At 61.8% G+C, this 26,548-nt stretch carries 24 protein-coding genes, 1 tRNA gene and 1 pseudogene; 11 read left to right on the forward strand and 15 right to left on the reverse strand.

Translation table 11 applies throughout. The features are described 5' to 3' along the window. Positions 1-57: 57 nt before the first annotated feature. The 5 genes from RMO23_RS19515 to RMO23_RS19535 form a co-directional block, all read right to left on the reverse strand. On the reverse strand, positions 58-1,161 hold the full coding sequence (locus RMO23_RS19515; protein WP_309684857.1) for a P1 family peptidase: 1,104 nt from the start codon (positions 1,159-1,161) through the stop codon (positions 58-60). Between the two features lie 24 nt (positions 1,162-1,185). Next, positions 1,186-2,043, reverse strand: a complete 858-nt coding sequence (locus tag RMO23_RS19520; protein ID WP_309684858.1) for an alpha/beta hydrolase — start codon at positions 2,041-2,043, stop codon at positions 1,186-1,188. Continuing rightward, the gene (locus tag RMO23_RS19525; RefSeq protein WP_309684861.1) at positions 1,949-3,673 is read right to left on the reverse strand and encodes a wax ester/triacylglycerol synthase family O-acyltransferase; all 1,725 of its coding nucleotides are present in this window, start codon (positions 3,671-3,673) and stop codon (positions 1,949-1,951) included. The genes RMO23_RS19520 and RMO23_RS19525 overlap by 95 nt, the downstream gene beginning before the upstream one ends. A 75-nt stretch (positions 3,674-3,748) precedes the next feature. Beyond that, the gene (locus RMO23_RS19530; RefSeq protein ID WP_309684863.1) at positions 3,749-4,537 is read right to left on the reverse strand and encodes a hypothetical protein; all 789 of its coding nucleotides are present in this window, start codon (positions 4,535-4,537) and stop codon (positions 3,749-3,751) included. 31 nt (positions 4,538-4,568) lie between these two features. Beyond that, entirely contained in the window at positions 4,569-5,891 is a 1,323-nt protein-coding gene (locus RMO23_RS19535) for a GNAT family N-acetyltransferase (protein ID WP_309684865.1), read from the reverse strand. 30 nt (positions 5,892-5,921) lie between these two features. Here RMO23_RS19535 and RMO23_RS19540 point away from each other — a divergent pair, with 30 nt between their 5' ends. Both RMO23_RS19540 and RMO23_RS19545 read left to right on the forward strand, forming a co-directional pair. Continuing rightward, a complete protein-coding gene (locus RMO23_RS19540) occupies positions 5,922-7,613 on the forward strand; it encodes an NAD+ synthase (protein ID WP_309684867.1) in 1,692 nt (563 codons plus the stop codon). 138 nt (positions 7,614-7,751) lie between these two features. Then, a complete protein-coding gene (locus RMO23_RS19545) occupies positions 7,752-8,090 on the forward strand; it encodes a P-II family nitrogen regulator (RefSeq protein WP_309684870.1) in 339 nt (112 codons plus the stop codon). A gap of 209 nt (positions 8,091-8,299) precedes the next feature. On the opposite strand, the gene RMO23_RS19550 is transcribed toward RMO23_RS19545, so the two are convergent. From RMO23_RS19550 to RMO23_RS19575, 6 genes are all read right to left on the reverse strand, one after another. Next, the gene (locus RMO23_RS19550; protein WP_309684871.1) at positions 8,300-8,902 is read right to left on the reverse strand and encodes a TIGR00730 family Rossman fold protein; all 603 of its coding nucleotides are present in this window, start codon (positions 8,900-8,902) and stop codon (positions 8,300-8,302) included. Continuing rightward, positions 8,899-9,345 (reverse strand): diacylglycerol kinase, encoded by a 447-nt coding sequence (locus RMO23_RS19555; protein ID WP_309684872.1) that lies wholly within the window; start codon positions 9,343-9,345, stop codon positions 8,899-8,901. The genes RMO23_RS19550 and RMO23_RS19555 overlap by 4 nt, the downstream gene beginning before the upstream one ends. Positions 9,346-9,381: 36 nt before the next feature. Continuing rightward, positions 9,382-9,912 carry an RDD family protein gene (locus tag RMO23_RS19560; RefSeq protein WP_309684903.1) on the reverse strand — a complete coding sequence of 177 codons (531 nt, stop codon included), beginning with the start codon at positions 9,910-9,912 and terminating at the stop codon, positions 9,382-9,384. A 117-nt stretch (positions 9,913-10,029) separates the two neighbouring features. After that, the gene (locus tag RMO23_RS19565) at positions 10,030-10,641 is read right to left on the reverse strand and encodes a DUF3106 domain-containing protein (RefSeq protein ID WP_309684873.1); all 612 of its coding nucleotides are present in this window, start codon (positions 10,639-10,641) and stop codon (positions 10,030-10,032) included. Positions 10,642-10,751: 110 nt separating this feature from the next. Further along, positions 10,752-11,180: a DUF3619 family protein gene (locus RMO23_RS19570; RefSeq protein ID WP_309684874.1), complete on the reverse strand. Its 429-nt coding sequence runs from the start codon at positions 11,178-11,180 to the stop codon at positions 10,752-10,754. Next, positions 11,177-11,743, reverse strand: a complete 567-nt coding sequence (locus RMO23_RS19575) for an RNA polymerase sigma factor (protein ID WP_309684876.1) — start codon at positions 11,741-11,743, stop codon at positions 11,177-11,179. The genes RMO23_RS19570 and RMO23_RS19575 overlap by 4 nt, the downstream gene beginning before the upstream one ends. Positions 11,744-12,086: 343 nt before the next feature. On the opposite strand from RMO23_RS19575, the gene RMO23_RS19580 reads away from it, so the two are divergent. The 7 genes and pseudogenes from RMO23_RS19580 (at position 12,087) to pbpG (ending at position 21,366) form a co-directional block, all read left to right on the forward strand. Beyond that, complete coding sequence (locus tag RMO23_RS19580) at positions 12,087-13,871, forward strand: acetolactate synthase 3 catalytic subunit (protein ID WP_309684879.1); 1,785 nt, start codon at positions 12,087-12,089, stop codon at positions 13,869-13,871. 120 nt (positions 13,872-13,991) lie between these two features. Beyond that, positions 13,992-14,483 (forward strand): acetolactate synthase small subunit, encoded by a 492-nt coding sequence (ilvN, locus tag RMO23_RS19585; protein ID WP_309684880.1) that lies wholly within the window; start codon positions 13,992-13,994, stop codon positions 14,481-14,483. A gap of 137 nt (positions 14,484-14,620) precedes the next feature. Next, on the forward strand, positions 14,621-15,637 hold the full coding sequence (gene ilvC, locus RMO23_RS19590; protein WP_309684883.1) for a ketol-acid reductoisomerase: 1,017 nt from the start codon (positions 14,621-14,623) through the stop codon (positions 15,635-15,637). Between the two features lie 226 nt (positions 15,638-15,863). After that, positions 15,864-16,676 carry a CDP-diacylglycerol--serine O-phosphatidyltransferase gene (pssA, locus tag RMO23_RS19595; RefSeq protein ID WP_309684885.1) on the forward strand — a complete coding sequence of 271 codons (813 nt, stop codon included), beginning with the start codon at positions 15,864-15,866 and terminating at the stop codon, positions 16,674-16,676. A 168-nt stretch (positions 16,677-16,844) separates the two neighbouring features. Next, positions 16,845-18,554, forward strand: coding sequence for a 2-isopropylmalate synthase (leuA, locus tag RMO23_RS19600; protein ID WP_309684906.1), 1,710 nt, complete (start codon positions 16,845-16,847; stop codon positions 18,552-18,554). Further along, positions 18,539-20,077, forward strand: a pseudogene (locus RMO23_RS19605) (2-isopropylmalate synthase). Before leuA ends, RMO23_RS19605 begins: the two are co-directional and overlap by 16 nt. Positions 20,078-20,280: 203 nt before the next feature. Continuing rightward, entirely contained in the window at positions 20,281-21,366 is a 1,086-nt protein-coding gene (gene pbpG / locus RMO23_RS19610; protein WP_309684909.1) for a D-alanyl-D-alanine endopeptidase, read from the forward strand. Positions 21,367-21,423: 57 nt separating this feature from the next. Here pbpG and RMO23_RS19615 read toward each other — a convergent pair whose 3' ends face one another. Genes RMO23_RS19615 through aat form a run of 3 tightly spaced genes read right to left on the reverse strand, consistent with a single transcriptional unit; the run spans position 21,424 to position 23,816 of the window. Continuing rightward, complete coding sequence (locus RMO23_RS19615; RefSeq protein WP_309684887.1) at positions 21,424-22,203, reverse strand: IclR family transcriptional regulator; 780 nt, start codon at positions 22,201-22,203, stop codon at positions 21,424-21,426. Between the two features lie 36 nt (positions 22,204-22,239). After that, positions 22,240-23,052 carry an arginyltransferase gene (locus RMO23_RS19620; RefSeq protein ID WP_309684890.1) on the reverse strand — a complete coding sequence of 271 codons (813 nt, stop codon included), beginning with the start codon at positions 23,050-23,052 and terminating at the stop codon, positions 22,240-22,242. After that, positions 23,049-23,816: a leucyl/phenylalanyl-tRNA--protein transferase gene (gene aat / locus RMO23_RS19625; RefSeq protein WP_309684893.1), complete on the reverse strand. Its 768-nt coding sequence runs from the start codon at positions 23,814-23,816 to the stop codon at positions 23,049-23,051. The genes RMO23_RS19620 and aat overlap by 4 nt, the downstream gene beginning before the upstream one ends. A 288-nt stretch (positions 23,817-24,104) precedes the next feature. On the opposite strand from aat, the gene RMO23_RS19630 reads away from it, so the two are divergent. Together RMO23_RS19630 and thiD are read left to right on the forward strand one after the other, a co-directional pair. After that, positions 24,105-24,180: transfer RNA gene (locus tag RMO23_RS19630), tRNA-Asn, on the forward strand. 111 nt (positions 24,181-24,291) lie between these two features. Next, positions 24,292-25,167 (forward strand): bifunctional hydroxymethylpyrimidine kinase/phosphomethylpyrimidine kinase, encoded by an 876-nt coding sequence (thiD, locus tag RMO23_RS19635; RefSeq protein ID WP_309684896.1) that lies wholly within the window; start codon positions 24,292-24,294, stop codon positions 25,165-25,167. Here the strand turns inward: thiD and RMO23_RS19640 are convergent. Further along, entirely contained in the window at positions 25,151-26,452 is a 1,302-nt protein-coding gene (locus RMO23_RS19640) for a cytosine permease (protein WP_309684899.1), read from the reverse strand. The two genes, thiD and RMO23_RS19640, sit on opposite strands and share 17 nt — an antisense overlap. Positions 26,453-26,548: the final 96 nt, after the last annotated feature.

Below are 26,548 nucleotides of genomic sequence, written 5' to 3' on the forward strand. Positions count from 1 at the left end.
CGCCTGCCGTTGCAAGACGGCAGGCGCTTTTCTATGGGCATCCCCTCCGACAGAGGCTTAGCCCTGCAACCGCCCGTGGCGCGCCAGCACGGCGCGCAGCTCGTCGTGCGGCAAGGCATGCACCACCGTGCCGTTCAGGCCGGTCATGGTGTCGGCGGCCACCAGGGCGTTGACGATGGCTTCCTCGGTGGCCTCGGCCGTGGCCTGGAACAGCGGGTCGATGTCCCTGCCATGCGGCAACGCCTGCCACAGCGCCAGGCCATCGGCCAGCGCCGGCGGCTGGGTCGAAAAGGCCAGAAAAATATCGCCGCTCGAATGCAGGGCCACGCTGCCCAGGCGCGCCAGGCCCATGGAGGCGCGGCGCGCCAGCCGCTTGCACTGGTGCGGCAGCAGCGGCGCATCGGTGGCGATGCAGACAATGATGGAGCCGTCCTTGGCGGCCTCTTGGCCGGGCAGCGAGTGCCTGATCTCGCGGCCCACCGGCACTCCGGCAATGGTCAGCTGCTGGCGCTCGCCATAGTTGCTTTGCACCAGCACGCCCAGGGTGTAGCCACGGCCCTCAATGCTGACAACGCGGCTGGCGCTGCCGATGCCGGCCTTCCACTTGTGGGTGATCATGCCGGTGCCGCCGCCCACGCTGCCTTCGGCCACCGGGCCGGTGCGCGCGGCGTCCAGCGCCGCGTGGGCATGGCGCGCCTGCACAGGGTGGCCGTTGATGTCGCTCAGCACGCCGTCATAGGTTTCGGCCACCACCGGCAGGTAAAAGTGCGCGTGGCTGCCCGGCCGCGACTGCAGCGCCTGCTGGTGCAGCCATTGCACGGTGGCATCGCGTACCACGCCCACGCTGTGGGTGTTGGTCAGCATCACCGGGCCTTGCAGCAGGCCGGCTTCTTCCAGCCAGTGCGAGCCGGTCATTTCACCATTGCCATTGAGCGAGAAAAATGCCCCCGGCAGGTGGGCAAGCGCGCCTTGCCGGCCGGCCGGCAGGATGGCGGTGACGCCGGTGCGCACGCTGCTGCCTTCAATCAGGGTGCAGTGGCCCACGGCCACGCCGGGAACATCGGTGATGGCGTTGAGCGGGCCGGGCGTGCCGTCAAACGGAATGCCCAGGTCGCGGGCGCGGGGTTTGGCGGGTTGGGCGCTGTGGCTGGAGAGGTTCATGCGGCAACCTTAGCGCAAGTCGTCTCAGCCTTCGCGCGCCGGGTCGGGGTAAATCAGGCCGTGCAGCCGGCCCTTGCTTTCAAGGGTGGTATGCGCAAACGGCGCCCAGCTGCCCTCGGCCTGCGCCAGCCGGTTGGCAATCGCCCACCAGGCGCTGGGGTTCACGCCCAGACCGATGTGGCTGGCCAGCACTTCGATGTTTTCGGTGTGCGGGTTGTGCGCGCTGGCGGCCTGCACGCTGCCCTGCCAGGCCACCACGCCATCGGTGCGGGTGTAAATGCTGGTGGTGGGCACGGGCGGCGCGGTCGGCAGGTCGTAGCCTTCGGCCTCGCGCTCGATGTTGCGGCCGCTGGCCAGCTGGTAAATGCGCCAGGCATTGGTCGAGCGGTGCGAACCGGCAAACGGCGTACCCAGCGTGATGACACCGCGCACCATGTGCGGCAGCTCCTTGGCCAGCTCACGCGCATACACGCCGCCCAGGCTCCAGCCGATCAGGCTGACCTTGCGGCCCGTGGATTCGTATGTGCGCACCAGTTTTTCCCTGGCCTCGTCGAGCACGCCGGCGCGCGGGCCAAAGTTGAAACCCTGCTCCCAGCCCCAGGGCTGGTAGCCGCGCGACTGCAGGTAGTGGCGCAGCGGCACGGTCGAGACATCGTTGGCCGACAGGCCCGGAAACACCAGCACCGCATGGCCGTCGCCCCTGGGCGCGCGCGCCAGCAGCGGCCAGGACGGCAGCAGGGCGCCGAACTCCCACAAGGCGCGCAGTTCCAGCGCCAGCAGCCAGGGGCTAGGCGGCGGACCGTCGTGCAGCGGCGGGCGGCTTTGCAGCGGCTTTTCGCCGGACGGCTTTTGCGGGGGCGGGGGGAACGACGGACTGGCCATGGCGTGGAGCATCAGACTTGGGTGGGTGGTTGCGACTTGTCGCAGTATCGGGGCGCTTGCCGGGTTTTACCGAGGGAGGCTTCTCTAGGCGGGCGGCTTTCGTCACCTGCGTGACAGCGGTTTTACGGGTTTTCACCGGGGTTTTTTGCGCTGCAACGGCCGCAGCCGGCGCGGCGGGGCCCAGCAGCGCCTGCGCCTCGGCAAAAGCGGCCTCAATGGCCTTGGCCAGGTCGCGCGCGTGCGGCAGCGCTTTTTTGTCAGCCACGATGCCGAAATCGACATGGCCAGCGTAGGTCTGGATCGTGATGTTGAGCGCCAGCCCGTGAATGATGATGGACAGCGGGTGAAAGCTCAAGAACTTCGCCCCGGCCAGGTAGAGCGGCACCGGCGGGCCGGGCACGTTGGAAATCGCCAGATTGGCGACCTGCGGCAGGTGGCTGGCGACACCGCTTTTGCCATAGGCGTTGAGCGCCATCTTGGCGGCGCCACCGACCAGCCACGGCGCCAGCAGGGAAGGGTAGTCGGTCGGCAGCAGGCCCTTGAGGCTTTGTACCGAGCTTTTGACCTTGGCGGTCGAGGCCATGATGGCGTTCATGCGCTTGAGCGGGTGCGCCAGATGCGTGCCGAGTTCGACCAGGCTCATGCTGACCTGGTTGCCCAGGTTGCTGGCATCGGTCGCGCCGTCATCGCGCAGCGACACCGGCATGGCCGCCACCAGCGATTTTTTGGGCAGGCTGTGGTGCTGCGTCAGGTAGTTGCGCACGGCGGTCGCGCAAATCCACAGCACGATATCGTTGAAGGAGCCGCCCACGGCCTTGCCCATGGCCTTGCATTCGGCCAGCGGCAGGGTGGCCGTCACAAACACCCGGCCCCGGCCGACGCCTTCGTTGAAAGGGGTGTGCGGCGCCAGCTTCATCGGTAGCCGGGGCCGCGCGCCCGCAGCCGAGCCGAGCGACTGCCGGGCCAGCGTGCTGCCCAGGGTATTGGCCGCCGCGGGCAGTGACTTGACCACCTTGACCAGCTGGCCCAGCGAACTGGAGAACACCGAGCCGATCATCTTGCCCAGCTTGAGGTCGGATTCCAGCCTGCGCTTGCGCCCCGGGTCGGGTGGCGCCACCTCGCGCGGCACCGGGCCGACGTCGAGCATGGCGTTGGCCAGCATCACGCCGCCTTTGCCGTCCAGCGCCGCGTGGTGGATTTTCGAGAAAAAGCCGGCCACCAGGCTTCCGTCCGGCAACTTGATGCGGTCAAAAATATAAAACTCCCAGAGCGGAAAGTGGCGGTCTATCGGCTCACTGTGCAGCTGCGCGCACAGCCGGTGCGCCTCGGCCAGCGTCATCGGAGCGGCGCCCTTTTTGGCCGAGTCGGCGCGGCGGATGTGAAAGCCAAGGTCCACCGAATCGGCCTCCACCCACAGCGGGTGGCCCAGGTCCAGCGGCATGAAGACCAGCTTGCGGCCAAACACCGGCGCCAGGTGCATGCGCCTGCCGATGTGCTTTGTCACCTCTTCGTGAAAGCTGCCCTTGAAGCCCGCCGGCAACTCGCACAGATTGAACGAGCCGACATGCATGGGCATCTCGGGGGTTTCGAGGTAAAGAAAGGTGGCGTCGAGGCCGGTCAGGGATTTCATGCGTGGGTCTCCATAAGGAACACGTTAACCGAGCCGGGCCGCCTGGGGTACTGGGGTTTGCCGTAGCGGCCTGTTTCACTCCTCGGCCGGGTCGGGCGTGTCCACGTCGCCCAGCAGCCGCTGCGCGCCCTCGTTCAGGCCCGCCACCGGCGTGGCCTTGGCGAGCGCCATCCAGACCCCAAACGGCAGCGGCTGGCGCGCGCGGCGCGGTGCGGCGCGGGCAACGACGAGACGATTGCTTTCCATCAGCATCACGCCGCATTCCAGCGGAATTTCATCGGCGCTGCCAATCGGCCGGCCTTTGGCGTCGCTGCCCAGCACATACCAGCACTCGCCGCCCAGGTCGAGGTAGGCGGCGCGCTTTTCGGGTCTGCGCAGGTCGCCCAGCAGGTCGGCGCGCTGCACCTTGATCTCGTGGACGATGGGATCCACATACTCCTGAACCGAGGTATTGCGGATGGAAAACACGTCGGGCCGCGCCATGCACCAGCGTACCGGCCCGCCTTCGGCAATCGGCGGCAGCCGGGCCCGCAAGCTCAAGGCCCGCCAGGTGATGCGGCCAGCGCGCAGCATCTCGCAGGCCACGCGCTCGACCAGGGCTTCGTGCGCCGACAGGGCCGAGCGGTTGCGTACCAGCGTGGCGGCCAGATGGGCCACGCCGGCGTCGGTCACGCGCAGCGTTTCGTGGCCCAGCGGCCCGGCCACGCGCTGCAGCAGGCCCCTGGCCAGCAGCTCAATTTCCAGCAGGTCCTGGCACGGCCAGCCGGCCGAGCGGTAGACCTCGCGCAGGCGGCGCGCGTGGGCGCGGCCCAGGGGTGACGGCGGCTGCGCGGCAGCGGGCGGCTCGGCGGGAATCTCAGGCATGCGATGGGGCGTGGGAAAAAGGTGGCAACCGTCAGGCGGTTTTGTCCGTCGCGGCCTGCCTGAACGGGCTGCGCCGCTCCAGATCGCTCATATAGCTGTCTATGCCGGCCCCTTCACGCGACAAAAAGCGCTCGATGGCATCGGCAAACGCCGGATGCGCCAGCCAGTGGGCGCTGGTGGTTTTGACCGGTAACAGCGCCCTGGCCATCTTGTGCTCGCCCTGGGCGCCGCCTTCAAAGTGCTGGTAACCGTGTTCCATGCACCACTGCAGCGGCTGGTAGTAGCAGGCCTCAAAGTGCAGGCAGTCGACGCGGGCCAGCGCGCCCCAGTAGCGGCCATAGGCGGTGAGGCCGTTTTGAGGGTCATTTATGCCGCCAGCCCAAGCAGAATGTGCGCTTACAGCTATCAAACTTGTAGCAACCGGCTGGCGCTTGCCGTTCAAGGTGTGTTCTGCCACAAACAGCAGCCAGTTCTCGGGCATGGAGTCTGCCATGCGCTGGAAGAAGTCGCGGCTCAGGTAGGGCGCGTTGCCGTGCTCATAGTAGGTGCGCTCGTAGCAGCGGTAGAAAAAGTCCCAGTCGGCCCGGCTGATGTCCGCGCCCAGCGACCAGCGGAAAGTGATGCCGGCGTCAAGCACCTTGCGTCGCTCCTGGCGGATTTTCTTGCGCTTTTCCTGGCTCAGCGACATCAGGAAGTCGTCGAAATCGCGGTAGCCGGTTGGGAATGTTTCGCCGCCGGGCCGCCCCAAGGCGAAATGCGCCCCCTCGGGGGGCAGCGAAGCACGCGAAGCGGCAAGCGTGGGCGCCACATTCTGCCAATGGAACTGCACGGTGCTGCGCAGCATGAGGCCGCTTTCCTCGCAAGCGCTTACATCATCATCATTTGCAAACAGCAGGTGCAGCGAAGACAGCTTTTCCGCCTTGCACCAGGCCACCAGCGCCTTGAGCAGCAGCGTGCGTTCGGCCGCTGTGCGCGCCAGCAGCCGCGCGCCGGGCACCGGCGTGAAGGGCACGGCCACCAGCGCCTTGGGGTAGTAGTCCAGGCCATGCTGCTGGTAGGCGTTGGCCCAAGCCCAGTCAAACACATATTCGCCGTAGGAATGCTCCTTGAGGTAGAGCGGGCAGGCCGCCGCCAGTGCCGCGCCCTGCCACAGCGTGACGAAGCGCGGCGTCCAGCCGGTTTCTGGCGTGGCGCTGCCGCTTTGATGCAGCGCCGCCAGGTATTCGTGGCGCATGAAGGGGTTTAACGCGGCGCCCGGGCTTTGCGCGGCCAGCAGGGCGTTCCAGTCGGCCGCGCCGACGTCCAGCGGCGAATCCAGCACGCGGATGACATAATCGTTTGAGTTGTTTTTCACGTGTTCTTCAGAGTGTGAGGGAGTATTTCGGTGTCACTCAAAATCTGCGTTGCCCAATTGAACTATTGCGTGGGCGACATGCCGGGCAATGCGGAAAAAATTATCGCCGCCGCCCGCAGCGCCTATGCCGACGGCGCCCGGCTGTTGCTGACGCCCGAGCTGGCGATTTGCGGCTATGCGGCCGAAGACCTGTTCTTGCGCCCGTCCTTCATCCAGGCCTGTGATGATGCCGTGAATCGGGTGGCCCGTGAACTGGCCGGGTTAAAAGGCCTGACGGTGGTGGTGGGCACGCCGACCCAGGGTGACAACGGTAAAGGCCTGCGCACCAAAAGCGTCGAGGTACAGCAGCGCCACAACGCCGCCCGCGTGCTGCGCGAAGGCCGCATCATCGAAAGCTACGCCAAGCGCGAGCTGCCCAATTACCAGGTGTTTGACGAACGCCGCTACTTCGCGCCGGGGCAGGGCACCTGCGTGTTTCAGGCCGAGGACGAAGCGGGCAGCGCCATCAGCATCGGCCTGCTGATCTGCGAAGACGCCTGGTTCGAGGAACCGGCGCGGCTGGCCAGGGACGCTGGCGCCGAGTTGCTGGTGGTCATCAACGCCTCGCCGTTTCATGTAGGCAAGGGCGACGAGCGCGAGCAGATGATGCGCAGCCGGGTGCTGGCGACCGGCTTGCCGCTGATTTACGCGCACCTGGTCGGCGGCCAGGACGAGATCGTGTTTGAGGGCCGCTCGTTTGCGTTGCAGGCCGATGGCGTGCTCGCCGGCCGGGCCGAAAGTTTCAAGGAAAATCTGTTCGTAGCCCAGGCGGAACGGTCGCTGTCAGCTATTAACTTGATAGCAGATACGGCGCCCGAGCGCAGCGCCGAGGCCGACCTGTGGGACGCGCTGGTGCTGGGCGTGCGCGACTACCTGGGCAAAAACGGCTTTCCCGGGGCCATTCTGGGCCTGTCGGGCGGCATTGATTCGGCGCTGGTGCTGGCGATTGCGGTCGATGCGCTGGGTGCCGACAAGGTGCGCACGGTGATGATGCCTTCGCCCTACACGGCCGACATTTCGTGGATAGACGCGCGCGAGATGGCCGGGCGCATGAAGGTACGCTACGACGAGATTTCCATCGTTCCAGAATTCGAGGCCTTCAAGGCTTCGCTGGCCGGCGAATTCAAGGGGCTGAAGGAAGACACCACCGAGGAAAACATCCAGGCCCGCATTCGCGGCGTGTTCTTGATGGCGCTGTCCAACAAGTTCGGCTCCATCGTGCTGACCACCGGCAACAAGAGCGAAATGGCCACCGGCTACTGCACGCTTTATGGCGATATGGCGGGCGGCTTTGCCGTCATCAAGGACCTGCTGAAAACCACGGTGTTCCGGCTGGCGCGCTGGCGCAACGAACACGACCCGTATGGCACGGGCCGCAAGCCGATTCCCGAGCGCATCATCACCCGCCCGCCCAGCGCCGAGTTGCGGCCCGACCAGACGGACCAGGACAGCCTGCCGCCCTATGAGGTGTTGGACGCCATCCTGGCGCGTTACATGGAAAACGATGAGGGCGTGGACGGCATTGTGGCCGCCGGCTTCGACCGCGCCATCGTGGTGCGGGTGGCAAGCCTGATCCGCATCAATGAGTACAAGCGGCGCCAGGCGCCGGTCGGCATCAGGGTGACGCACCGAAGCTTTGGCAAGGATTGGCGCTATCCGATCACCTCAAAATTTCGCGCATGAACATGGCCCCCACGCTTGTCGCTTCGCGTACTGCGCTGCCCCCGGCAAAGCCGGTTCCGCGGCCCCTCCTGGCGTGGCCCGGCGCTGTGCACGCGGCTTATGCGCGACAATCCTTGAAAACCTTTGGAGAAATTTTCAGTGAAACAAATTACTGCAGTCCTCAAGCCCTTCAAACTCGAAGAAGTCCGCGAAGCCCTGGCCGAATGCGGCGTGACCGGCCTGACCGTGACCGAAGTCAAGGGTTTTGGCCGCCAGAAGGGCCACACCGAGCTGTATCGCGGCGCCGAATACGTGGTCGACTTTCTGCCCAAGGTCAAGGTCGAGGTGGTCGTCAAGACCGACGATGTGGAGCGCTGCGTCGACGCCATCGTGCGCGCCGCCCGCACCGGCAAGATTGGCGACGGCAAGATTTTCATCACTGCCGTTGAGCGCGTGGTGCGCATCCGCACCGGCGAAGAAGACGAAGCCGCTGTTTGATTGGCCCCACACTTTTCACTTCGCGTAATGCGCTGCCCCCCGAGGGGGCTATTTCGCCTTGAGGCGGCCCGGCGGCGAAATGTCGCCCCCACGATTCATGCCCTCCATTCGTCTTGAGCTTGTCGAAGCATGCCCACCGAGGGGGCTGAGCTGGGCTTGGGCGGCCCCGCGCGCTGCGTTTGCCGGCCGCGGAGGTTCGGCGGGCAGCGTTAAATCTGGTCCAGCCGGGAGGTGGGCGCCGTCAGACCCGCCGCCTGCACCAAGGTCTGCAGCAATAGCTGGGCGTCGCTGCCGGTGCGAATCAGGTCCATCTGCCAGTCGCTCATGAAGCCGTTGGTGACGGCAGAGCCCAGAAATGCCAGCAGGCTGTCGTAATAGCCGCCCATGTTGAGCAGGCCCACCGGCTTGTCGTGGTAGCCCAGCTGGCGCCAGGTCCAGACTTCAAAAAACTCTTCCAGCGTGCCGATGCCGCCCGGCAAGGCCAGGAACGCGTCGGCGTGCTCGGCCATGATGCGCTTGCGCTCGTGCATGGTGTCCACGATGTGCAGCTCGGTGCAGCCGGTGTGCGCCCATTCCTTTTCAACCAGCGCCTTGGGGATCACGCCCACCACCCGGCCGCCTGCGGCCAGCGCGGCATCGGCCATGATGCCCATCAGGCCATTGCGCCCGCCGCCATAGACCAGTTGCCCGCCGTGCGTGCCTATCCAGTGACCCACGTTGCGCGCCATCGCGGCAAATTCCGGCGTAATGCCGGGGCGTGAACCACAGTAAACACAGACCGAAAAGCCGGGTTTCGCGCTGGTGCCCGTCATGCTGCAAACCGGTGAAACAAGGCCAGCATCCAGGTGCCGGCACAGAGCAGCAGGCTCAGCAGCACGGCGGCGCTGCCCATGTCCTTGGCGCGTTTGGACAGGTCGTGCCATTCGGGACCAATGCGGTCAATGGCGGTTTCGATGCCGCTGTTGAGCAGTTCCACGATCAGGATCAACACCACCGTGCCGGCCAGCAAGACGGTTTCAACCCAGCTGCGGCCAAGCCAGAAGGCGGCCGGAATCAGCACCAGCGATGCCAGCGCTTCCTGCCTGAAAGCGGTCTCGCTCCAGCCCGCGCGCAGGCCGGCCAGCGAATAGCCAAAGGCATGCACGATGCGGCTCACGCCCTTGCGGTTTTTTTGCGGGTTGACCGCCTCGTGGGCAGTCGGGGGAGGGGCGCTGGTGCCCGCTGCGGGCGCTGAAAACGGGACGGGTTCGGACATTTTCCGATTGTCTCGCAGATTGGTCGCGACCTGTGCTCAGGTCTGATCGGGCGCCGAAACCTTGCTGTTGGCACCCTTTTGTGGTGCTTTTTGCACCTTGGGCGCTTCGGGCGCTTTCCAGTTCACCAGTCTGGTGCCAGCCCAGGCGTCATGCCAGAACTGCTGCTGCGGGTGAAAACGCGCCAGAATGGCCCAGATCGCGACCCAGCCCAAGGTCAGCACGCCGCCTTGTGCGCCCGACAGGCCAAGCAGCCAGCTCACCCCCAGCGGCGGCAAAAACCAGATCCAGCTCAGCAGGTAGCGAAGCAGGGCGCGCTGCTGGCTGATCGGGGCGCCACGGACATCGACCACGCGAATATTCCAGGTTTTCATGGCCAGGGTTTGGCCCTTGGCCCAGAACCAGACAAAGTAGATGCCAAAAATCACAAAGACAAAGGTCTGCAGCGCGTGCCGGTTGTCCAGCGCATTGCGCGTCTGGCTCAGGGTGCTGAACAGGTAGCCGGCGATAAAGACCACGCCAAACATCAGCATGCCTTCGTACATCCAGCAAGCCATGCGTCTGGGCAGGGAGGGGGTGGTCGGGGTGCTGTATACTATCAATTTTATAGCATTAGGTGGCCGCAACCCTTGGGCTGGAGCACTGATTGATCAATAACCGGGTCAGCCAGAGGCGCTGGCGGGCTGTCAGCGCTGGGGTGGCGTGCCGGCGGGGACGCCGCCCGCTACGGGGGGCGGGGGAGCCGTGATTTTAGGCGCCGGTTTGCCGGCAGCCTGGTCGGTGCGCGGCGGCACAGCAACCAGTTTCTGCGGGGCGACCGGCTTGACTGCCGTAGCCGCGCCGCCTGGCTTGGGGCTTGCCTTGGCCGCCAGCTTTTCCTTTTCTTCCGCGCTCAGGGCCTGGTAGCTTTCCCACTTGGTTTTCTTTTCTTCGGGCGTCAACTGCTTTGACAGTTCTTTGGTGGTGGCAAAGTTAAGCCGGGCCTGGGCGCGCTGCTGTGGGCTGAGAGTGACCCATTCGTTCATGCGGCTGTGCATGGTGGCCTGCCCATCGGGCGGCAAGGAAGCGTAGTTCTTGGAGATTTCCAGCCATTTGCGCTTTTGCGGCTCGCTGATGGAGGTGTTCCAGCTGGAAGCCAGCGGCTTGAGGGCCTGTTGCTGCGCGGGTGTAAGGCTGGCCCAAGCCGGGCCGGAGGCCACCGCCTTGGCGGCAGCGGGTACACCGGCCGGAGCGGCCGGCTGCGCAAACCCGGCGCCCGGCAGACTCAGCAGGCCCGCCATCAGAAGCAGAGGCGACAACTTTGTCAGTAAGGGAGCCAGACGACCCGCGGGTGATGTGAGCTGTAAAAAGGCGGCTGACGCGATCATGAAAGCGAGTTGAGCAATTTGGGCAACAGGGTCAGCGTGGGTCAGGGTGTGGCCTTGAGGTATTGGATGAAACCGGGGTCCGAGAAGGCGGCAGGCGGCAGTTCGTCGGTCAGCAAGGCGACGTCGACCTCGGCCAGTTCCTGGGCGCGGTTGTCGTTTTGAATCGAATTGATGACCAGCAGACCGACCACCAGGGCGACCAGCGGTAGCACGGAGCCAATGCGGGCCCACCAGCTCAGACCGTCGCCAAAGCCGCCGGTCAGGGTGGCGCCGCCGCCGTTGGCAGACACGCTGACGGCGGGCTGGATTTTGGCGATTTTGCGCTTGGCGACCGCCTGAACGCGCGCGGCACGCAGGCGCTCGGAAATGTCGTACGGCAACTCGGCCGCACCGGCGGACAGGTAGGAGGCGGTTTTCAGACCGAAGCGGTCTTGCAGCGTATCTGCTCTTTGCTGAAGTGAAATATTCATAACTTGATACCTTTGGCGCTCAGGGCTTTGCTGAGGGCATGAACTGCCCGGGAACAGTGTGTTTTGACGCTGCCTTCCGAGCAACCCATGGCAGCGGCCGTTTCGGCCACATCCATCTCTTCCCAATAACGCATCAGAAAGGCTTCCCGTTGACGGCCCGGCAACTCCTTTATTTCCAGCTCAATCAGATGCAATATCTGGGCCCGCTGGGTGGCGTCCTGCGCGCTTTCAGTCCCTTCTGAGTCGTTCAGGGTCTCCAAAGTTTCCAGAAGATCAAAATCTCCATCTTCGCCGGGAGATTCGAAGTCGCTCATGTTGGAAAAAAGCGCATTGCGGGTTTTACGACGGCGAAACCAGTCCAGCGTGGTGTTCGACAGAATCCGCTGAAACAGCATGGGCAACTCGGCGGCCGGCTTGTCGCCGTAATGCTGCGCCAGCTTCATCATGCTGTCCTGAACGATGTCGAGCGCCGCTTCTTCGTCCCTGACGTGATAAATGCTGCGCTTGAAAGCCCGTTTTTCAACGCTTTTCAGAAAGTCGGAAAGTTCTTGTTCAGTTGCCAAGGGAGGGGGGTTCCGGTTTGTCCAGCGCCGTCATTGTCGTCATAATTCGGGTCCGCAGGCAGCACGCGTTCATGCGCAGCAGGCATACCGACCCGGGAAAGCTCTGTAAAATTATCGCACTACAGCTAACGAGCCAAGCGGCGCGGGCCGCTTTTCACTTTCCGCGGCCATTGCGCCGTGCGAAATGTCATAATATCGCCTGCAATTCAAAAGGCAAACGGGTCACGACTCGGCGGATTATGTTTCTGCTTATGGTTTTGGCCTCAAGTCTCGATGCCGCTTCACAAGAGTTGGCGAAGAGGCACCCAAGGTATTTCGTTAGAGAAATTCACAAAGGTTCATCATGGAAATCTCCAAGGCGGAAATCGCTTCCGCAGCAGCCGCGTCTGCAAGCTCAGCATCCAATTCCCAGGAACTCCGGGGCGCAGAAATCCTCGTGAAATCGCTTCAGGCCGAGGGTGTCAAGCACATCTGGGGCTATCCAGGCGGCGCTGTCCTGCATATTTACGACGCTTTTTACAAGCAGGACTCGATCCAGCACATTCTGGTGCGCCATGAGCAGGCTGCGGTGCATGCCGCCGACGGCTATGCGCGCGCCACCGGTGAAGTCGGCGTTGCGCTGGTCACCTCGGGCCCCGGCGTCACCAATGCCGTGACCGGCATTGCGACGGCTTATATGGACAGCATTCCCATGGTGATCATTACCGGTCAGGTGCCAACGCACGCGATTGGCCTTGACGCATTTCAGGAGTGCGACACCGTTGGCATCACCCGTCCCATCGTCAAGCACAACTTTCTCGTCAAGGATGTGCGCCAGATGGCGGAAACGATGAAAAAAGCCTTTCACATCGCCCGCAGCGGCCGCCCCGGCCCGGTGGTGGTGGACATCCCGAAAGACGTTTCTTTCAATAAAACGCTTTACACCGGCTATCCGCAAAGCGTCGAGATGCGCTCCTACAACCCGGTGCGCAAGGGCCATGGCGGGCAAATCCGCAAGGCGCTGCAACTGCTGATGACGGCCAAACGGCCCTACATCTATACCGGCGGCGGCGTGCTGCTCAGCAATGCCTCGCAGGAATTGCGCACCCTGGTGGACATGCTGGGTTACCCGTGCACCAACACGCTGATGGGTCTGGGCGCCTACCCGGCCAGCGACAAAAAATTCCTTGGCATGCTGGGCATGCATGGCACGCTGGAGGCCAACAACGCGATGCAAAACTGCGACGTGTTGCTGGCCGTGGGCGCCCGTTTTGACGACCGGGTGATTGGCAACCCCAAGCATTTTGCGCAGAACGAGCGAAAAATCATTCACATCGACATCGACCCTTCCAGCATTTCCAAGCGCGTCAAGGTCGATATTCCCATCGTCGGCGATGTCAAGGATGTGCTGACGGAACTGATCTCCATGATCCGTGAATCCGGCCTCAAACCCGATGCCAATGCGCTGGGTGGCTGGTGGGACTCGATTGAAGGCTGGCGCAAGCGAGACTGCATGAAATACAGTCTGGGCCAGGGCGATGTGATCAAACCGCAGTATGTGATCGAAACGCTCTGGAACATGACCAAGGACGCCGACACCTACATCACGTCGGACGTGGGCCAGCACCAGATGTGGGCCGCCCAGTATTACAAGTTTGACGAGCCGCGCCGCTGGATCAATTCGGGTGGCTTGGGCACCATGGGCGTGGGTCTGCCCTATGCCATGGGCATCAAGCTGGCCAAGCCCGAATCCGAAGTGTTCTGCGTGACGGGCGAGGGCTCGATCCAGATGTGTATCCAGGAACTGTCAACCTGCCTGCAATACAACACGCCGGTCAAAATCGTGTCGCTCAACAACCGCTACCTGGGCATGGTGCGCCAGTGGCAGGAGATAGAGTACGCGGGCCGCTACAGCAGCAGCTATATGGACGCCCTGCCCAATTTTGTGAAGCTGGCCGAAGCCTATGGGCATGTCGGCATGCTGATTGAAAAACCACAGGATGTGGAGCCGGCGTTGCGCGAAGCACGAAAGCTCAAGGATCGCACGGTATTCATGGACTTCCGCACCGACCCCACCGAAAACGTGTTTCCGATGGTGCAGGCCGGCAAGGGCATCAATGAGATGCTGCTGGGGTCTGAAGACCTCTGAGCCCTGGCAATCCCTTTCCCGAACCCATTCATCAACCGTTAACCCACTGACGAATCTATTGCCTGCCAAGCCTGCGCATTACCGTGCGCGGGGGAGGGCAGCGAAAAGAGGAATCTTCTTATGAAACACATCATTGCAGTTTTGCTGGAAAACGAGCCGGGCGCTCTTTCCCGCGTCGTCGGGCTTTTTTCGGCCCGCGGATACAACATCGAAAGCCTGACGGTTGCCCCAACCGAAGACCCGAGTCTGTCGCGCATGACGATTCAAACCAGCGGGTCGGACGACGTCATTGAGCAAATTACCAAACACCTGAACCGCCTGATTGAAGTGGTGAAGGTGGTTGACCTGACCGAGGGCGCCTACACCGAGCGCGAACTCATGATGGTCAAGGTGCGCGCAGTGGGCAAGGAGCGCGAAGAGATGAAGCGCATGGCGGACATATTTCGCGGGCGCATCATTGATGTGACGGAGAAAAGTTACACCATTGAGCTCACCGGAGACCAGTCCAAAAACGATGCGTTTCTGGAAGCGATTGACCGCAGCGCGATTCTGGAAACGGTGCGAACCGGCTCCAGCGGCATCGGCCGCGGTGAGCGAATCCTGAGAGTCTGATTTCAGCTGTCCGTGCGCGCGTTTCGACAGGCTCAACGCGAACGGATTCTTGAGTGGCGATATGCGTTTACCGTTCGCCCTGAGCCTGTCAACGGGCATTTTCGCCAGAACCCCTTGCATTAATTTCGGAGAGAAAAATGAAAGTTTATTACGACAAAGACTGCGACCTGAGCCTGATCAAAGGCAAAACGGTGGCGATTATTGGTTACGGCAGCCAGGGCCATGCCCATGCGCAGAACCTGAACGACAGCGGCGTCAAGGTGGTCGTCGGTCTGCGCAAGGGCGGCGCGTCCTGGGACAAGGTCGGCAAGGCTGGCCTCACGGTGATGGAAGTCAACGATGCGGTGAAGGCGGCCGACGTGGTCATGATCCTGCTGCCTGACGAAGACATCGCTGGCGTCTACAAGAACAACGTGGAGCCCAACATCAAGCAAGGCGCCTCGCTGGCCTTTGCCCATGGCTTCAACGTGCATTACAACCAGGTCGTGCCGCGCGCTGATCTTGACGTATGGATGGTCGCCCCCAAGGCCCCTGGCCACACCGTGCGCAACACCTACACCCAGGGCGGCGGCGTGCCCCACCTGATCGCGCTTCACCAGGACAAGACCGGTAAAGCCCGTGACTTGGCCCTGAGCTATGCGATGGCCAATGGCGGTGGCAAGGCCGGCATCATTGAAACCAACTTCAAGGAAGAGACCGAGACCGATCTCTTCGGCGAGCAGGCCGTGCTGTGCGGCGGAGCGGTTGAGCTCATCAAAATGGGTTACGAAACCCTGGTGGAAGCCGGTTATGCGCCTGAAATGGCTTACTTTGAATGCCTGCACGAACTCAAGCTGATCGTGGACCTGATCTACGAAGGCGGTATTGCCAACATGAACTACTCGATCTCCAACAACGCTGAGTACGGCGAATACGTGACTGGCCCCGAGGTGATCAACGAGCAGTCGCGCCAGGCCATGCGCAATGCGCTCAAGCGCATCCAGACCGGTGAATACGCCAAGATGTTCATTCTGGAAGGCCGTACCGGCTACCCCGGCATGACCGCGCGCCGTCGCCTGACGGCCGAGCACTCCATTGAGAAGGTGGGTGGTCAACTGCGTGCGATGATGCCCTGGATTGCCAAGAACAAGCTGGTCGACCAGACGCGTAACTAAACCTGCTGAACGCTCAGGCCCTGTCCTGTGAAAAGCCGCGCAAAGTGCTTGCGCGGCTTTTTTGGTTTTTAAGGCTGGCGGGCATTTTGTGTTTTGGTATTCTCCCCGTGATTCCATGCGCTCCGTTCGGACGCGCTGGACTGGCGGTTTTCAAGGTGCAAGTGACCTTTGTAAGCTATTGTTGATAGCTGCTTGCGCACATATCTTGTGCCTCAGGAGTATTTTTATGCATGATGGCGAGGAAGCCGCATCTCCCTCCGATGAACTGGTGATACGCAAACGCCGTAAAGGCATTTACATATTGCCCAACCTGTTCACCCTGGCGGCCCTGTTCGGCGGGTTTTATGCCATCGTGATGGCCATGAACGGCCGCTTTGACCAGGCCGCCATAGGCGTGTTTTGCGCGATGGTGCTCGACAGCCTGGACGGCCGGGTGGCGCGCATGACCAATACCCAGAGCGCGTTTGGCGAGCAGATGGACTCGCTGTCAGACATGGTGTCTTTTGGCGCCGCGCCTGCCTTGATCGCCTACGTCTGGGCCTTGACCAGTCTGGGCCGCTGGGGCTGGATCGGCGCCTTTGTCTACTGCGCCTGTGCCGCCTTGCGCCTGGCGCGATTCAACGTCAACACCGCCGTTGTGGACAAACGGTTTTTCCAGGGTCTGCCTTCGCCGGCAGCCGCCGCGCTTGTGGCCGGTTTTATCTGGCTGATGACCGAGACCGGCATTGACGGGCTGGACGTGAGGTGGTTTACCTTTGGACTGACCCTTTACGCAGGGCTTTCCATGGTGACCAATGTGCCGTTTTACAGCTTCAAGGATGTCAGCCTCAAGCGCAGTGTGCCGTTTGTGGTCATCGTGCTGATTGCGCTGGGCATTGCGGTGATCAACATTCATCCGCCCACTGTCATTTTTGGCCTTTTTGTTCTCTATGGTGTGTCGGGATATGTGGTTTATGGCTGGCGCAAGGCCAAAGGGTTGCAGACCAGTGTCATCTCGACCTCAACCGACGAGCCCGAAGAGCGCGGCCTGCACAAATAAATTGTGGTACATTGACTCCATGAATTCAATTTCGCTAGTGCTACTGCTATCTGCCAACGGGCGGAGACGGTAGCGCACGCGTTCACCTTATTCACGGCCCGTTTGCACCAGCAGCGGGCCGTTTTTATTGGGGGCTGCTGGTCCACCCTCACTAAAGAGATACCGATCATGTTGAAGAATCCAGCCAGCAAATACCGCGCTTTCCCACCCGTGCGCCTTACAGACCGTACCTGGCCCGATGCACAGCTGACCCGCCCGCCGGTCTGGTGCAGTGTTGACCTTCGTGATGGCAATCAGGCGCTGATCGAGCCCATGGACATTGCGCGCAAGTTGCGCCTGTTCCAAACCCTGGTGGCTATCGGCTTCAAGGAAATTGAGGTCGGTTTTCCTTCCGCATCGCAGATTGAGTTCGACTTCCTGTGCAAGCTGATTGAAGAAAATCTGGTGCCTGACGATGTGACGATCCAGGTGCTGACGCAGGCACGCGAGCCCCTGATTCGCCGCACTTTTGAGGCCCTGCAGGGTGCCAGATGCGCCATCGTGCACCTGTACAACGCGACGGCGCCCGTCATGCGCAGGGTGGTGCTGGGTCTTGATGAAGACGGCATCGTGGAACTGGCTTGCAGCCAGGCCAGACTCTTTGTCGAACTGGCGGCGGCGCAGCCTGATACCCACTGGACCTTCCAGTATTCGCCTGAGATGTTTTCTGGCACCGAGTTGGCTTTTTCAAAGCGCGTGGTGGATGCGGTCACTGCGGTCTGGCAACCGACGCGCGAACGCAAATGCATCGTGAATCTGCCGTCGACGGTAGAGCATTCCACGCCCAATATTTTTGCCGACATGATCGAATGGATGCACCGCCATCTTGAGCGACGCGATGCCATCGTGCTGTCGGTGCATCCGCACAACGACCGCGGCACCGGCACAGCGGCCGGAGAGTTTGCGCTGATGGCGGGAGCGGACCGGCTGGAGGGCTGCCTTTTTGGCAACGGCGAGCGCACCGGCAACCTGGATCTGGTCAACGTGGCGCTCAACCTTTACACCCAAGGCGTCGATCCTCGCCTTGATTTTTCCGACATCGATGAAATTCGGCGTACGGTGGAGCATTGCAACCAGTTGCCGGTGCCTCCTCGACACCCGTATGCGGGTGACCTGGTCTACACCTCGTTTTCGGGTTCGCATCAGGATGCGATCAAGAAGGCTTTCGCGGCGCGCAAGGAATCAGATATCTGGGACATGCCCTATCTGCCGGTGGATCCCAAGGATCTGGGGCGCAGTTACGAAGCGGTGATACGGGTCAACAGCCAGTCGGGCAAGGGCGGAATTGCCTACCTGCTCGAGAGTGAGTACGGCCTGGAGCTTCCACGCCGCCTGCAGATCGAGTTCAGTCAGGTGGTTCAGACCGTGATGGATGCCACGGGCAAGGAATTGACGGCGCAGGACCTGCACGCCTTGTTCGAACGGGAGTACGCGGTGCGCAGCATTGCGGCGCCGCAACACCAGGTGCTGGAGGAGACCGGAGACGGCGCGGGCGCCCAGGTGTTGCTGACCGCGGATGTCGCGGTAGCGGGGCGCAGCTTCAGCATTCGCGGCGCAGGCACCGGCCCGATCGACGCCTTTGTCTCGGGACTGAGTCAGGCCACGGGCGAAACGGTGCGGGTGCTTGATTATCATGAGCATGCCATCGGATCGGGTGCCCATGTGCAGGCGATGGCTTACCTTGAGCTTCGCGTTGGCCAACAGACCGTGTTCGGTGTTGGCATGGATGCGAATATAGTTTCGGCTTCGCTCAAGGCCATTGTTTCGGGCCTGCAGAGGGCTCAGGCGATGACCCCGACAGATCAACAGACCAAGGAGTTCGCATGTCAGGCAAATTGATCATTTTTGACACCACCTTGCGCGACGGCGAACAGTCGCCTGGCGCCTCCATGACCCGCGACGAAAAGCTGCGCATTGCCCGACAGCTGGAGCGGTTGAAAGTGGATGTGATTGAGGCTGGCTTTGCCGCCAGCTCAAATGGTGACTTTGAATGCGTCAAGGCCATTGCCGAAGCCATCAAGGACTCGACGATCTGCTCATTGGCCCGCGCCAATGATCGGGACATCTCCCGCGCCGCGGAAGCACTGAAGCCGGCAAATTCGGGGCGCCTGCACCTGTTTTTGGCAACCAGTGCGTTGCACATGGAGAAGAAATTGCGCATGACGCCCGACCAGGTGTTCGAGCAAGCCAAGCTGTCGGTGCGTTTTGCCCGCAACCTGATGTCCGATATTGAGTTCAGCCCGGAAGATGGTTACCGCTCAGACCCCGACTTTTTGTGCCGAGTGCTCGAGGCGGTCATCAGCGAAGGCGCCACCACCATCAACGTGCCTGACACCGTAGGCTATGCCATCCCCGAGCTCTACGGCAACTTCATCAAGAACCTGCGCGAGCGAATTCCCAATAGTGACAAGGCGATCTGGTCGGTGCACTGCCATAACGACCTGGGCATGGCGGTGGCCAATTCGCTGGCCGGGGTGAAGATTGGCGGGGCGCGGCAGGTCGAGTGCACCATCAACGGCCTGGGCGAGCGCGCCGGCAATTGCTCGCTCGAAGAAGTGGTGATGGCGGTGAAGACGCGCCGGGACTACTTTGATCTGGATATGAGCATCGATACCAGGCACATCCTGGCGGCCAGCCGCATGGTGAGCCAGACCACCGGCTTTGTGGTGCAGCCCAACAAGGCGGTGGTGGGCGCCAATGCCTTTGCCCATGCCTCCGGCATTCACCAGGACGGCGTGCTCAAGGCGCGTGACACCTAGGAAATCATGCGCGCCGAGGATGTCGGCTGGTCCGCGAACAAGATCGTGCTGGGCAAATTGAGCGGACGCAATGCATTCAAGCAGCGTCTGCAGGAACTGGGCGTCTCCCTTGAGAGCGAGGCGGATGTCAACCTTGCCTTCATCAAGTTCAAGGACCTCGCCGATCGCAAGAGCGAAATTTTTGACGAAGACATCCTGGCCCTTGTCAGTGATGAAAGCGTGACCCATGACAACGAACACTACGGCTTTGTGTCGCTGTCGCAGCACAGCGAAACCGGCGAGCGCCCACAAGCGAGCGTGGTTTTCACCGTGGCCGGCCAGGAGGTCAAAACCGAGTCCGATGGCAACGGTCCGGTCGATGCCTCGCTCAAAGCCATCGAATCGCATGTCAAGAGCGGTGCCGAGATGGTGCTCTATTCGGTCAACGCCATCAGCGGATCTACGGAAAGCCAGGGCGAGGTGACCGTGCGCTTGCAAAACAGCGGGCGTGTCGTCAATGGCATGGGTGCGGATCCCGACATCGTGGTGGCGTCGGCGAAAGCCTACCTCAGCGCGTTGAACAAACTTCAAAGAAAAGCTGACCGGGTTGCCGCACAGGGTTGAAGCTGCAGAGCTTTGAATTAATTCATTAAATTCAATGACTTAGAAAATTATTCTGGTGCGGTTTATGGATTAATGGCTCCAAAGTGGCCAAATTAAGTGCGTTTTTAGGAAAGTCACGCAAGTTTTTGATATTGCGTGACTTTTTCTATTTGGATACACTGCAGCCATTCCCTACATCGCAACCAAAGCAGGTCCTCCACACCATGTCTAACCAGATTTTGAATCGCGCATTAAAAATCGTTGGATTTGTAGCCTTGCTGGCTGCTTTTGCAGGCCCGGCGGCCAACGCTGCCCCTGCAAAACGTGCTGTCGTCAAGAAGCCACATGTTGCAAAAATAGTAACTTCGAAAAAAATCGTATCAATAAGCAAGGGCGCGCAGGTATCAGCACGCAAAAGCATGCGGTTTACCACCGCGGCGCGGCGCACCAGAATTGTTCAGGCCGTCATTCCAGCCAAACCGTCTTTTGGACAGATCGCCGGCTTGCACAGTGCGCAGGACCCGCTGGATTTGAAGTCCAGCGTGGCGCTGGTGATTGACCAGGACACGCGCGAAGTCCTGTTCAGCAAGAACGACCACGCGGTGCTGCCGATTGCATCGCTGACCAAACTGATGACGGGTGTCATCATCAGTGGCGCCAAACTGCCTCTTGATGAAGTCATTACAGTAACGCAGGACGATGTGGACACCGAAAAAGGCAGTCGCTCACGCCTCAAGGTGGGCACCACACTGACTCGCGGCGAGTTGTTGCACCTGGCCTTGATGTCCAGCGAAAACCGCGCTGCCCATGCCCTGGGTCGCACCTATCCCGGTGGCCTGCCCACTTTTGTCCAACTGATGAATGCCAAGGCAAAAATGCTGGGCATGAATGACACCAGCTATGTGGAGCCGACCGGTTTGTCCAGCCGCAACCAATCCAGCGCACAGGATCTGGCAACGCTGGTCAACGCGGCCCATGGCGACCCCATGCTTCGGGAGTTGTCGACCTCCACCGGCTACCAGGTTGAAGTCGGCAGCCGCACCCTGCAGTTCAACAATACCAACCGTCTGGTGAAAAACCCCGAGTGGGACATTGGCCTGCAAAAAACCGGCTATATATCAGAGGCGGGTCAGTGCCTGGTGATGCAGACCAAGATAGCGGGCCGCAAACTGATCATGGTGTTCCTGGATTCCGCCGGCAAGCTCAGTCGCCTGGGCGATGCCGAGCGTGTACGACGCTGGGTGGAATCGAGCCCGGTCATGGACCAAAAGGTAAAAATCAGCGCGTCAGCCAAGTCAGTGGCGGGGTGACGTTCAGTCTTTGAACTGATCTCAAAAAATCAAGGCTGACCGCGAGAGCCGGCTTTTTTACTTGGGCTTGTAACCCAGCGCGGCGGAGATTTCGTTGGCGGTTGCCTGCAGCTTGGGCAGCCAGTGTTCGTCAAGCCGGTCTGCCGGGGCCGATATCGACAGGCCGGCCACGAGTTTGTTCTGATCGTCGTAAATGCCGGCAGCCATGCAGCGTACCCCCATTTCCAATTCTTCGTTGTCGCGCGCAATGCCATATTGGCGCGCTTTGGAAAGCTCACGTTCCAGCACGGGCAACTGGGTAATGCTGTTGCGGGTCTGGCCGGAAAGGCCGGTGCGGGTAGCGTAGGTACGCAAGCGCTGGGGGTCGTCAAACGCCAGAAACAGCTTGCCGACCGAGGTCAAATGCAGCGGAGCCCGCCCACCAATGGCTCGCACCACCTGCATGCCAGAGCGCTCGCTGTAGGCGCGCTCCACATACACAATCTCGTCCCCCTGGCGCATGCTCAGGTTGACGGGTTGCTGCGTCAGCTTGTGCAACTCGCGCATGGGCGTGAGCGCCGCATCACGGACATTCAAACGCGCCTTGACCAGGTTGCCCAGTTCCAGAAGACGCATGCCCAGCCGGTAGCTGCCCGTCACCGGGCGATCCACAAATCGTCCGGTGGCCAGGTCATTCAGGATGCGGTGCGCGGTGGAAGGGTGCAGCCCTGATTTTTCGCTGATTTCCTTGAGTGAAACGGCATCTTCACGGCTGGCCAGAATCTCGATCAATGCAAACATCCGTTCAAGAACCTGGACGGTGGGCGTTGGCGGAACGGCGGTGTCGGGCTTTTTCATATGCAGGCTTTCTGCATCAAATTTTACCCTGTGAAATCAGGACGCGTTTGATAAGCCCGCCCCGGCTGAGTTTTCTTTTTGGCCCGGATCGTCCTGTCTGGTACCCGCAGGATTGTCAGAAAGCACCCAGCGACCGTCGACCAGTATCTCATTGGGTACAAACCCGGCCTTGTAGTTCATTTTGCTGCTCTGGGCAATCCAGTAACCAAGGTACACATAGGGCAACCCGAGACGTCTGGCTTGCTCTATTTGCCACAGCACGCTGTAGGTGCCGTAGCTGGCTCCCGCCTCCGGCTCATAAAAAGTGTAGACCGCGGAAAGGCCGTCTTCCAGCACGTCGACAATTGAGACCATCTTGAGCGCGCCGGCCTCGCCATTGGGCAGATTCTCGCGAAACTCGACCAGGCGGGAATTGACGCGGCTTTGCAGCAAAAACTGGGTGTACTGGTCGATGCTGTCATGGTCCATGCCGCCCCCCGCGTGGCGGCTGTTCTGGTAGCTTAGATAGAGTTGGTAATGCTCTGGCATGAAACACAGCTTGAGCACCCGAGCATGCAGCATGTGGTGCCGGCTTCGTGCGCGGCGCTGGCTGCGATCGGGTTTGAAACGCATCACCGGCACGCGAAGCGGTACGCAGGCCTGGCAGCCGTCGCAGTAAGGGCGATAGGTGAACATGCCGCTGCGCCGAAAGCCGTTGGTCACCAGTTCCGAATAGGCATCGTTGTGAATCAGATGGCTGGGCGTGGCGACTTGCGAGCGGGCCTGCTTGCCTGGCAGGTAGCTGCAAGGGTAGGGTGCAGTGGCATAAAACTGCAAGGTCTGGAGCGGCAGGTCTTTGAGGTGCGTCACGGCGGTGTCAGCGTCCTGGCTGTCAAAATCTGATTCCAGTATACGGGTTTGAACTGCCATAAAGGGGCGGGTTCATTGACGGTTTGCCGCAGGTGTTGCACAAATTGCGTACGCCTGATTTCACCAGCGCCCAGCGAAGCAAGGTGCTGCGTGTTTTGCTGGCAATCGATCATCGCGACATGGTTGGCGCGGCAAAAAGCCACCAATGCGGACAGTGCAATCTTGGAGGCGTCGGTTTCGTGGGCAAACATGGATTCGCCAAACACCATGCGGCCCAGGTTGACGCAGTAAAGGCCGCCAACGAGCCGCCCCCCAACCCAGGTCTCGATGCTGTGGGCGTAGCCGGCCCGGTGCAGCGCGCAGTAGGCTTGCACCATGTCCGGAACAATCCAGGTCCCCGACTGGCCCGCACGCGGTTTGCTGGAGCAGGCCTTGATGACTGGCTCAAAAGCGCTGTCGATGCGTACTTCGCAGTCTGCTCGATCGACAAAGTAATTCAGAGTTTTGCGCAAGGAGCGGTGCAGCCGGAAGTTCTCCGTGCGCAGCACCATCCGGGGGTCTGGGCTCCACCAGAGCACGGGCTGGCCCAGGCTGAACCACGGGAAAATGCCCTTCGAATACGCCTGCAGCAGGGTGGCTTCATCCAGCGCGGCACCCGCCGCCAGCAGGCCGGGCGCGGGCTCACGCTGGCTCCAGGCGCTGCCCACGGGCGGGAAATCCTCGCCTTCAGCAAGCCAGGGCACAGGGGGTGGAAGTTTTCCCATGACCCGGCCGCCTATTTCGGCAAAGCTGACAACAAACGGTGTGACTTGCGCGGCATTTTTAGATGGTAGCCGAGACTGGATTTTTCAGCCGGATTGGTATTTTCCTGGTCATGGTCGCTATTTTTTTGATAGCTGACTGCACCCGTTGAATGAGGGCAATCGGGTGATTTCCCTAGGTATTCGATGAGTTCGGTGGATGTAGGCCGTGCGGGCGGTGGGCAAAAATGCTTTTGGGGGCGGTGAACCACGAAATAACTCGTAAATCGACGCTATAATCAATGGCTGTATTCCTCAATAGCTCAGTTGGTAGAGCGCCGGACTGTTAATCCGTAGGTCCCTGGTTCGAGCCCAGGTTGAGGAGCCAAGATACCCCGCCAGAACTGGAAAGCCTGCTATTTAAACGATAGCAGGCTTTTTTCATTTTCGGCTGCTTCCTATTTAAGCACTGGTGCCTGTTTTGGGCCAGAATCAAGCAGTGACCCATCAAACCTTTGAATTCGAATACCCGCGCGTGCTTTCGATTGCGGGCTCTGATAGCGGTGGCGGCGCGGGTATTCAGGCCGACCTGAAAACCTTTTCCGCGCTGGGCTGTTACGGCATGACCGCGATCACCGCGCTGACTGCGCAAAACACGCTGGGCGTGCGGGCCATTCATGGCGTTCCAGCCGACATGCTGCGCGACCAGATTGATGCGGTAGTCGAAGACCTGGGTGTGGATGCGGTGAAGATCGGCATGCTGCACGCGCCCGAGATTGTGCAGACAGTAGCTGACGCTATGGATCGCCATGCGCTCAAAAAAGTGGTGCTGGACCCGGTCATGGTTGCCACCAGTGGCGCGGTGCTGATTGACAACCCGGCCATTGCGGTACTGGTGCGCGAACTGTTTTGGCGCGCCCTCGTGGTCACGCCCAATCTGGACGAGGCTTCGTTGCTGGTCGGCCGGGCCTTGCGCAGTGAGAGCGACATGGAAGCGGCGGCGCACGAACTGCTGGCCATGGGCGCTGAGGCGGTGCTGCTCAAGGGCGGGCACCTGGCGGGCGAGGTGGTCAGTGATTTGCTGCTCACCCAACGTGGAGATCGGCATTGGATGCGCGCACCGCGCATACAAAGCGCCAACACCCACGGCACGGGCTGCACTCTGTCGTCCGCGATGGCCGCGCATCTGGCGCTGGGCGCCTCGCTGGTGGATGCGGTGCAGGCTGCGCGGGCCTACGTACGCGCGGCGCTGGCGGCCGGTGCCAGGGTGCGCACCGGCACGGGCGGTGGGCCGTTAAACCACGGCCATGCGCCGGTGCCGATGCGGCTGAATCCGTTATTACCTGCGATCAGCCCGGTCAAGCCGCTGCAATGAGGCGGGCGGGTCTGGCGCGGGTGATGCGCGCCAGCGCAAAGGTCAGGACCAGCGTGGGCAGGGCAGCGCCCAGGCTGGGTGTCAGCTGGGCGCACAGGTGGTAACAGGCGATGCCCAACAGCCAGATCGCGACGGCACTGCGGTTCACCTTGCGTTGCGTGACCAGCAACACAGGGTCGGTATGGCCGGCCAGCCGCGCCAAAATGACACCATACAGTGGCACAAACACCGAACTGAGCATCAGCAAAAACGGCTCCAGGCTGTGCATGGGCAGCACCAGCGCCAGCGCGGTGCACAGCACCGCCAGCAGCATGCCCCAGCGCCGCACGCTCCAGCCCGGCTTCAGGCTGTGGCCAGCCACCGAGCCCGAGTACAGATCGCCATAGGCGTTGTCCACTTCGTCGATCAGGATCAGGCCCAGCGCGAGCAGGCCGCCCTGCGCCAATAACAGGGCGGCCACCAGGTCGGTGCTGGGCGTTGTGATGGCGACCAGCACACCGAGCGCGTAACACCAGATGTTGGCCAGGGCATAGCCGAGCCAGGTACCGCGCAGCGCGCTGTTGCCGTCGCGCCCATGGCGTGCAAAGTCAGCCACCAGCGGCAACCACGATACCGGCATGGCAATCACCAGATCGAGCGCCGACAGGGTGCTCATGCCGCCCGCACCGGGGCGATTCCACAGTGCCGACAAGCCCTGGGCGTCGGCCTTGGCCAGAAACTGCCAGCTTAGCCACAACAGCGAAGCAATGACCAGCGGCAACCCGTAGCGGCCAATGAATTTGCGCACCAGCTTCACCATTGAGCCCGACAGCAGCGCCAGCAGCACGCCGCCCCAGAGCAGCGTTGCCAGCAGCGGCCACAACGCGCCGGTGAAACTGCCCGACTGCCGCGCAATCGCCACCGTGCCGTCGCGCATGACGACCAACTCGAAGGTGGTCCAGCCGATCAGTTGCACGATGTTCAGCAGTACCGGCAGGCGTGCGAAGCTGCTGCCATAGGTGGCGTGCATCAGGCCGGCGCTGGACAAGCCGCTGTCGCAGCCAATCTTGGCGGTCCAGCCCAGTAGGCCGGCGCCCAGCACCGAGCCGAAGACTATGACGCCGAGGGCCGCCTGGGCCCCCATGGCAGGGACCAGGTAGGCCCCGATCTGCATCACCAGCAGCCCCACACCCAGGCTGAGCCAGAGCGCGGCATGGTCGCGCCAGCCGAACAGGCGCTCGCCTTGTGGCAGCGGCGTAAGCGCCGTGTTGGCGCTGTCAGTGGAGGGGCGGTGTGTGGAGGCCATGAACAGTTCCGTTATTCAATGGCAGGTGGGCTGGCCGGCGGCCCCCGTCAAGGCCATCCGGACATGCTTCCCTGCGCGAGGATTACCTCAGTCAGG

The organism is Polaromonas sp. (assembly GCF_031411155.1).
Lineage (GTDB): Bacteria > Pseudomonadota > Gammaproteobacteria > Burkholderiales > Burkholderiaceae_C > Polaromonas.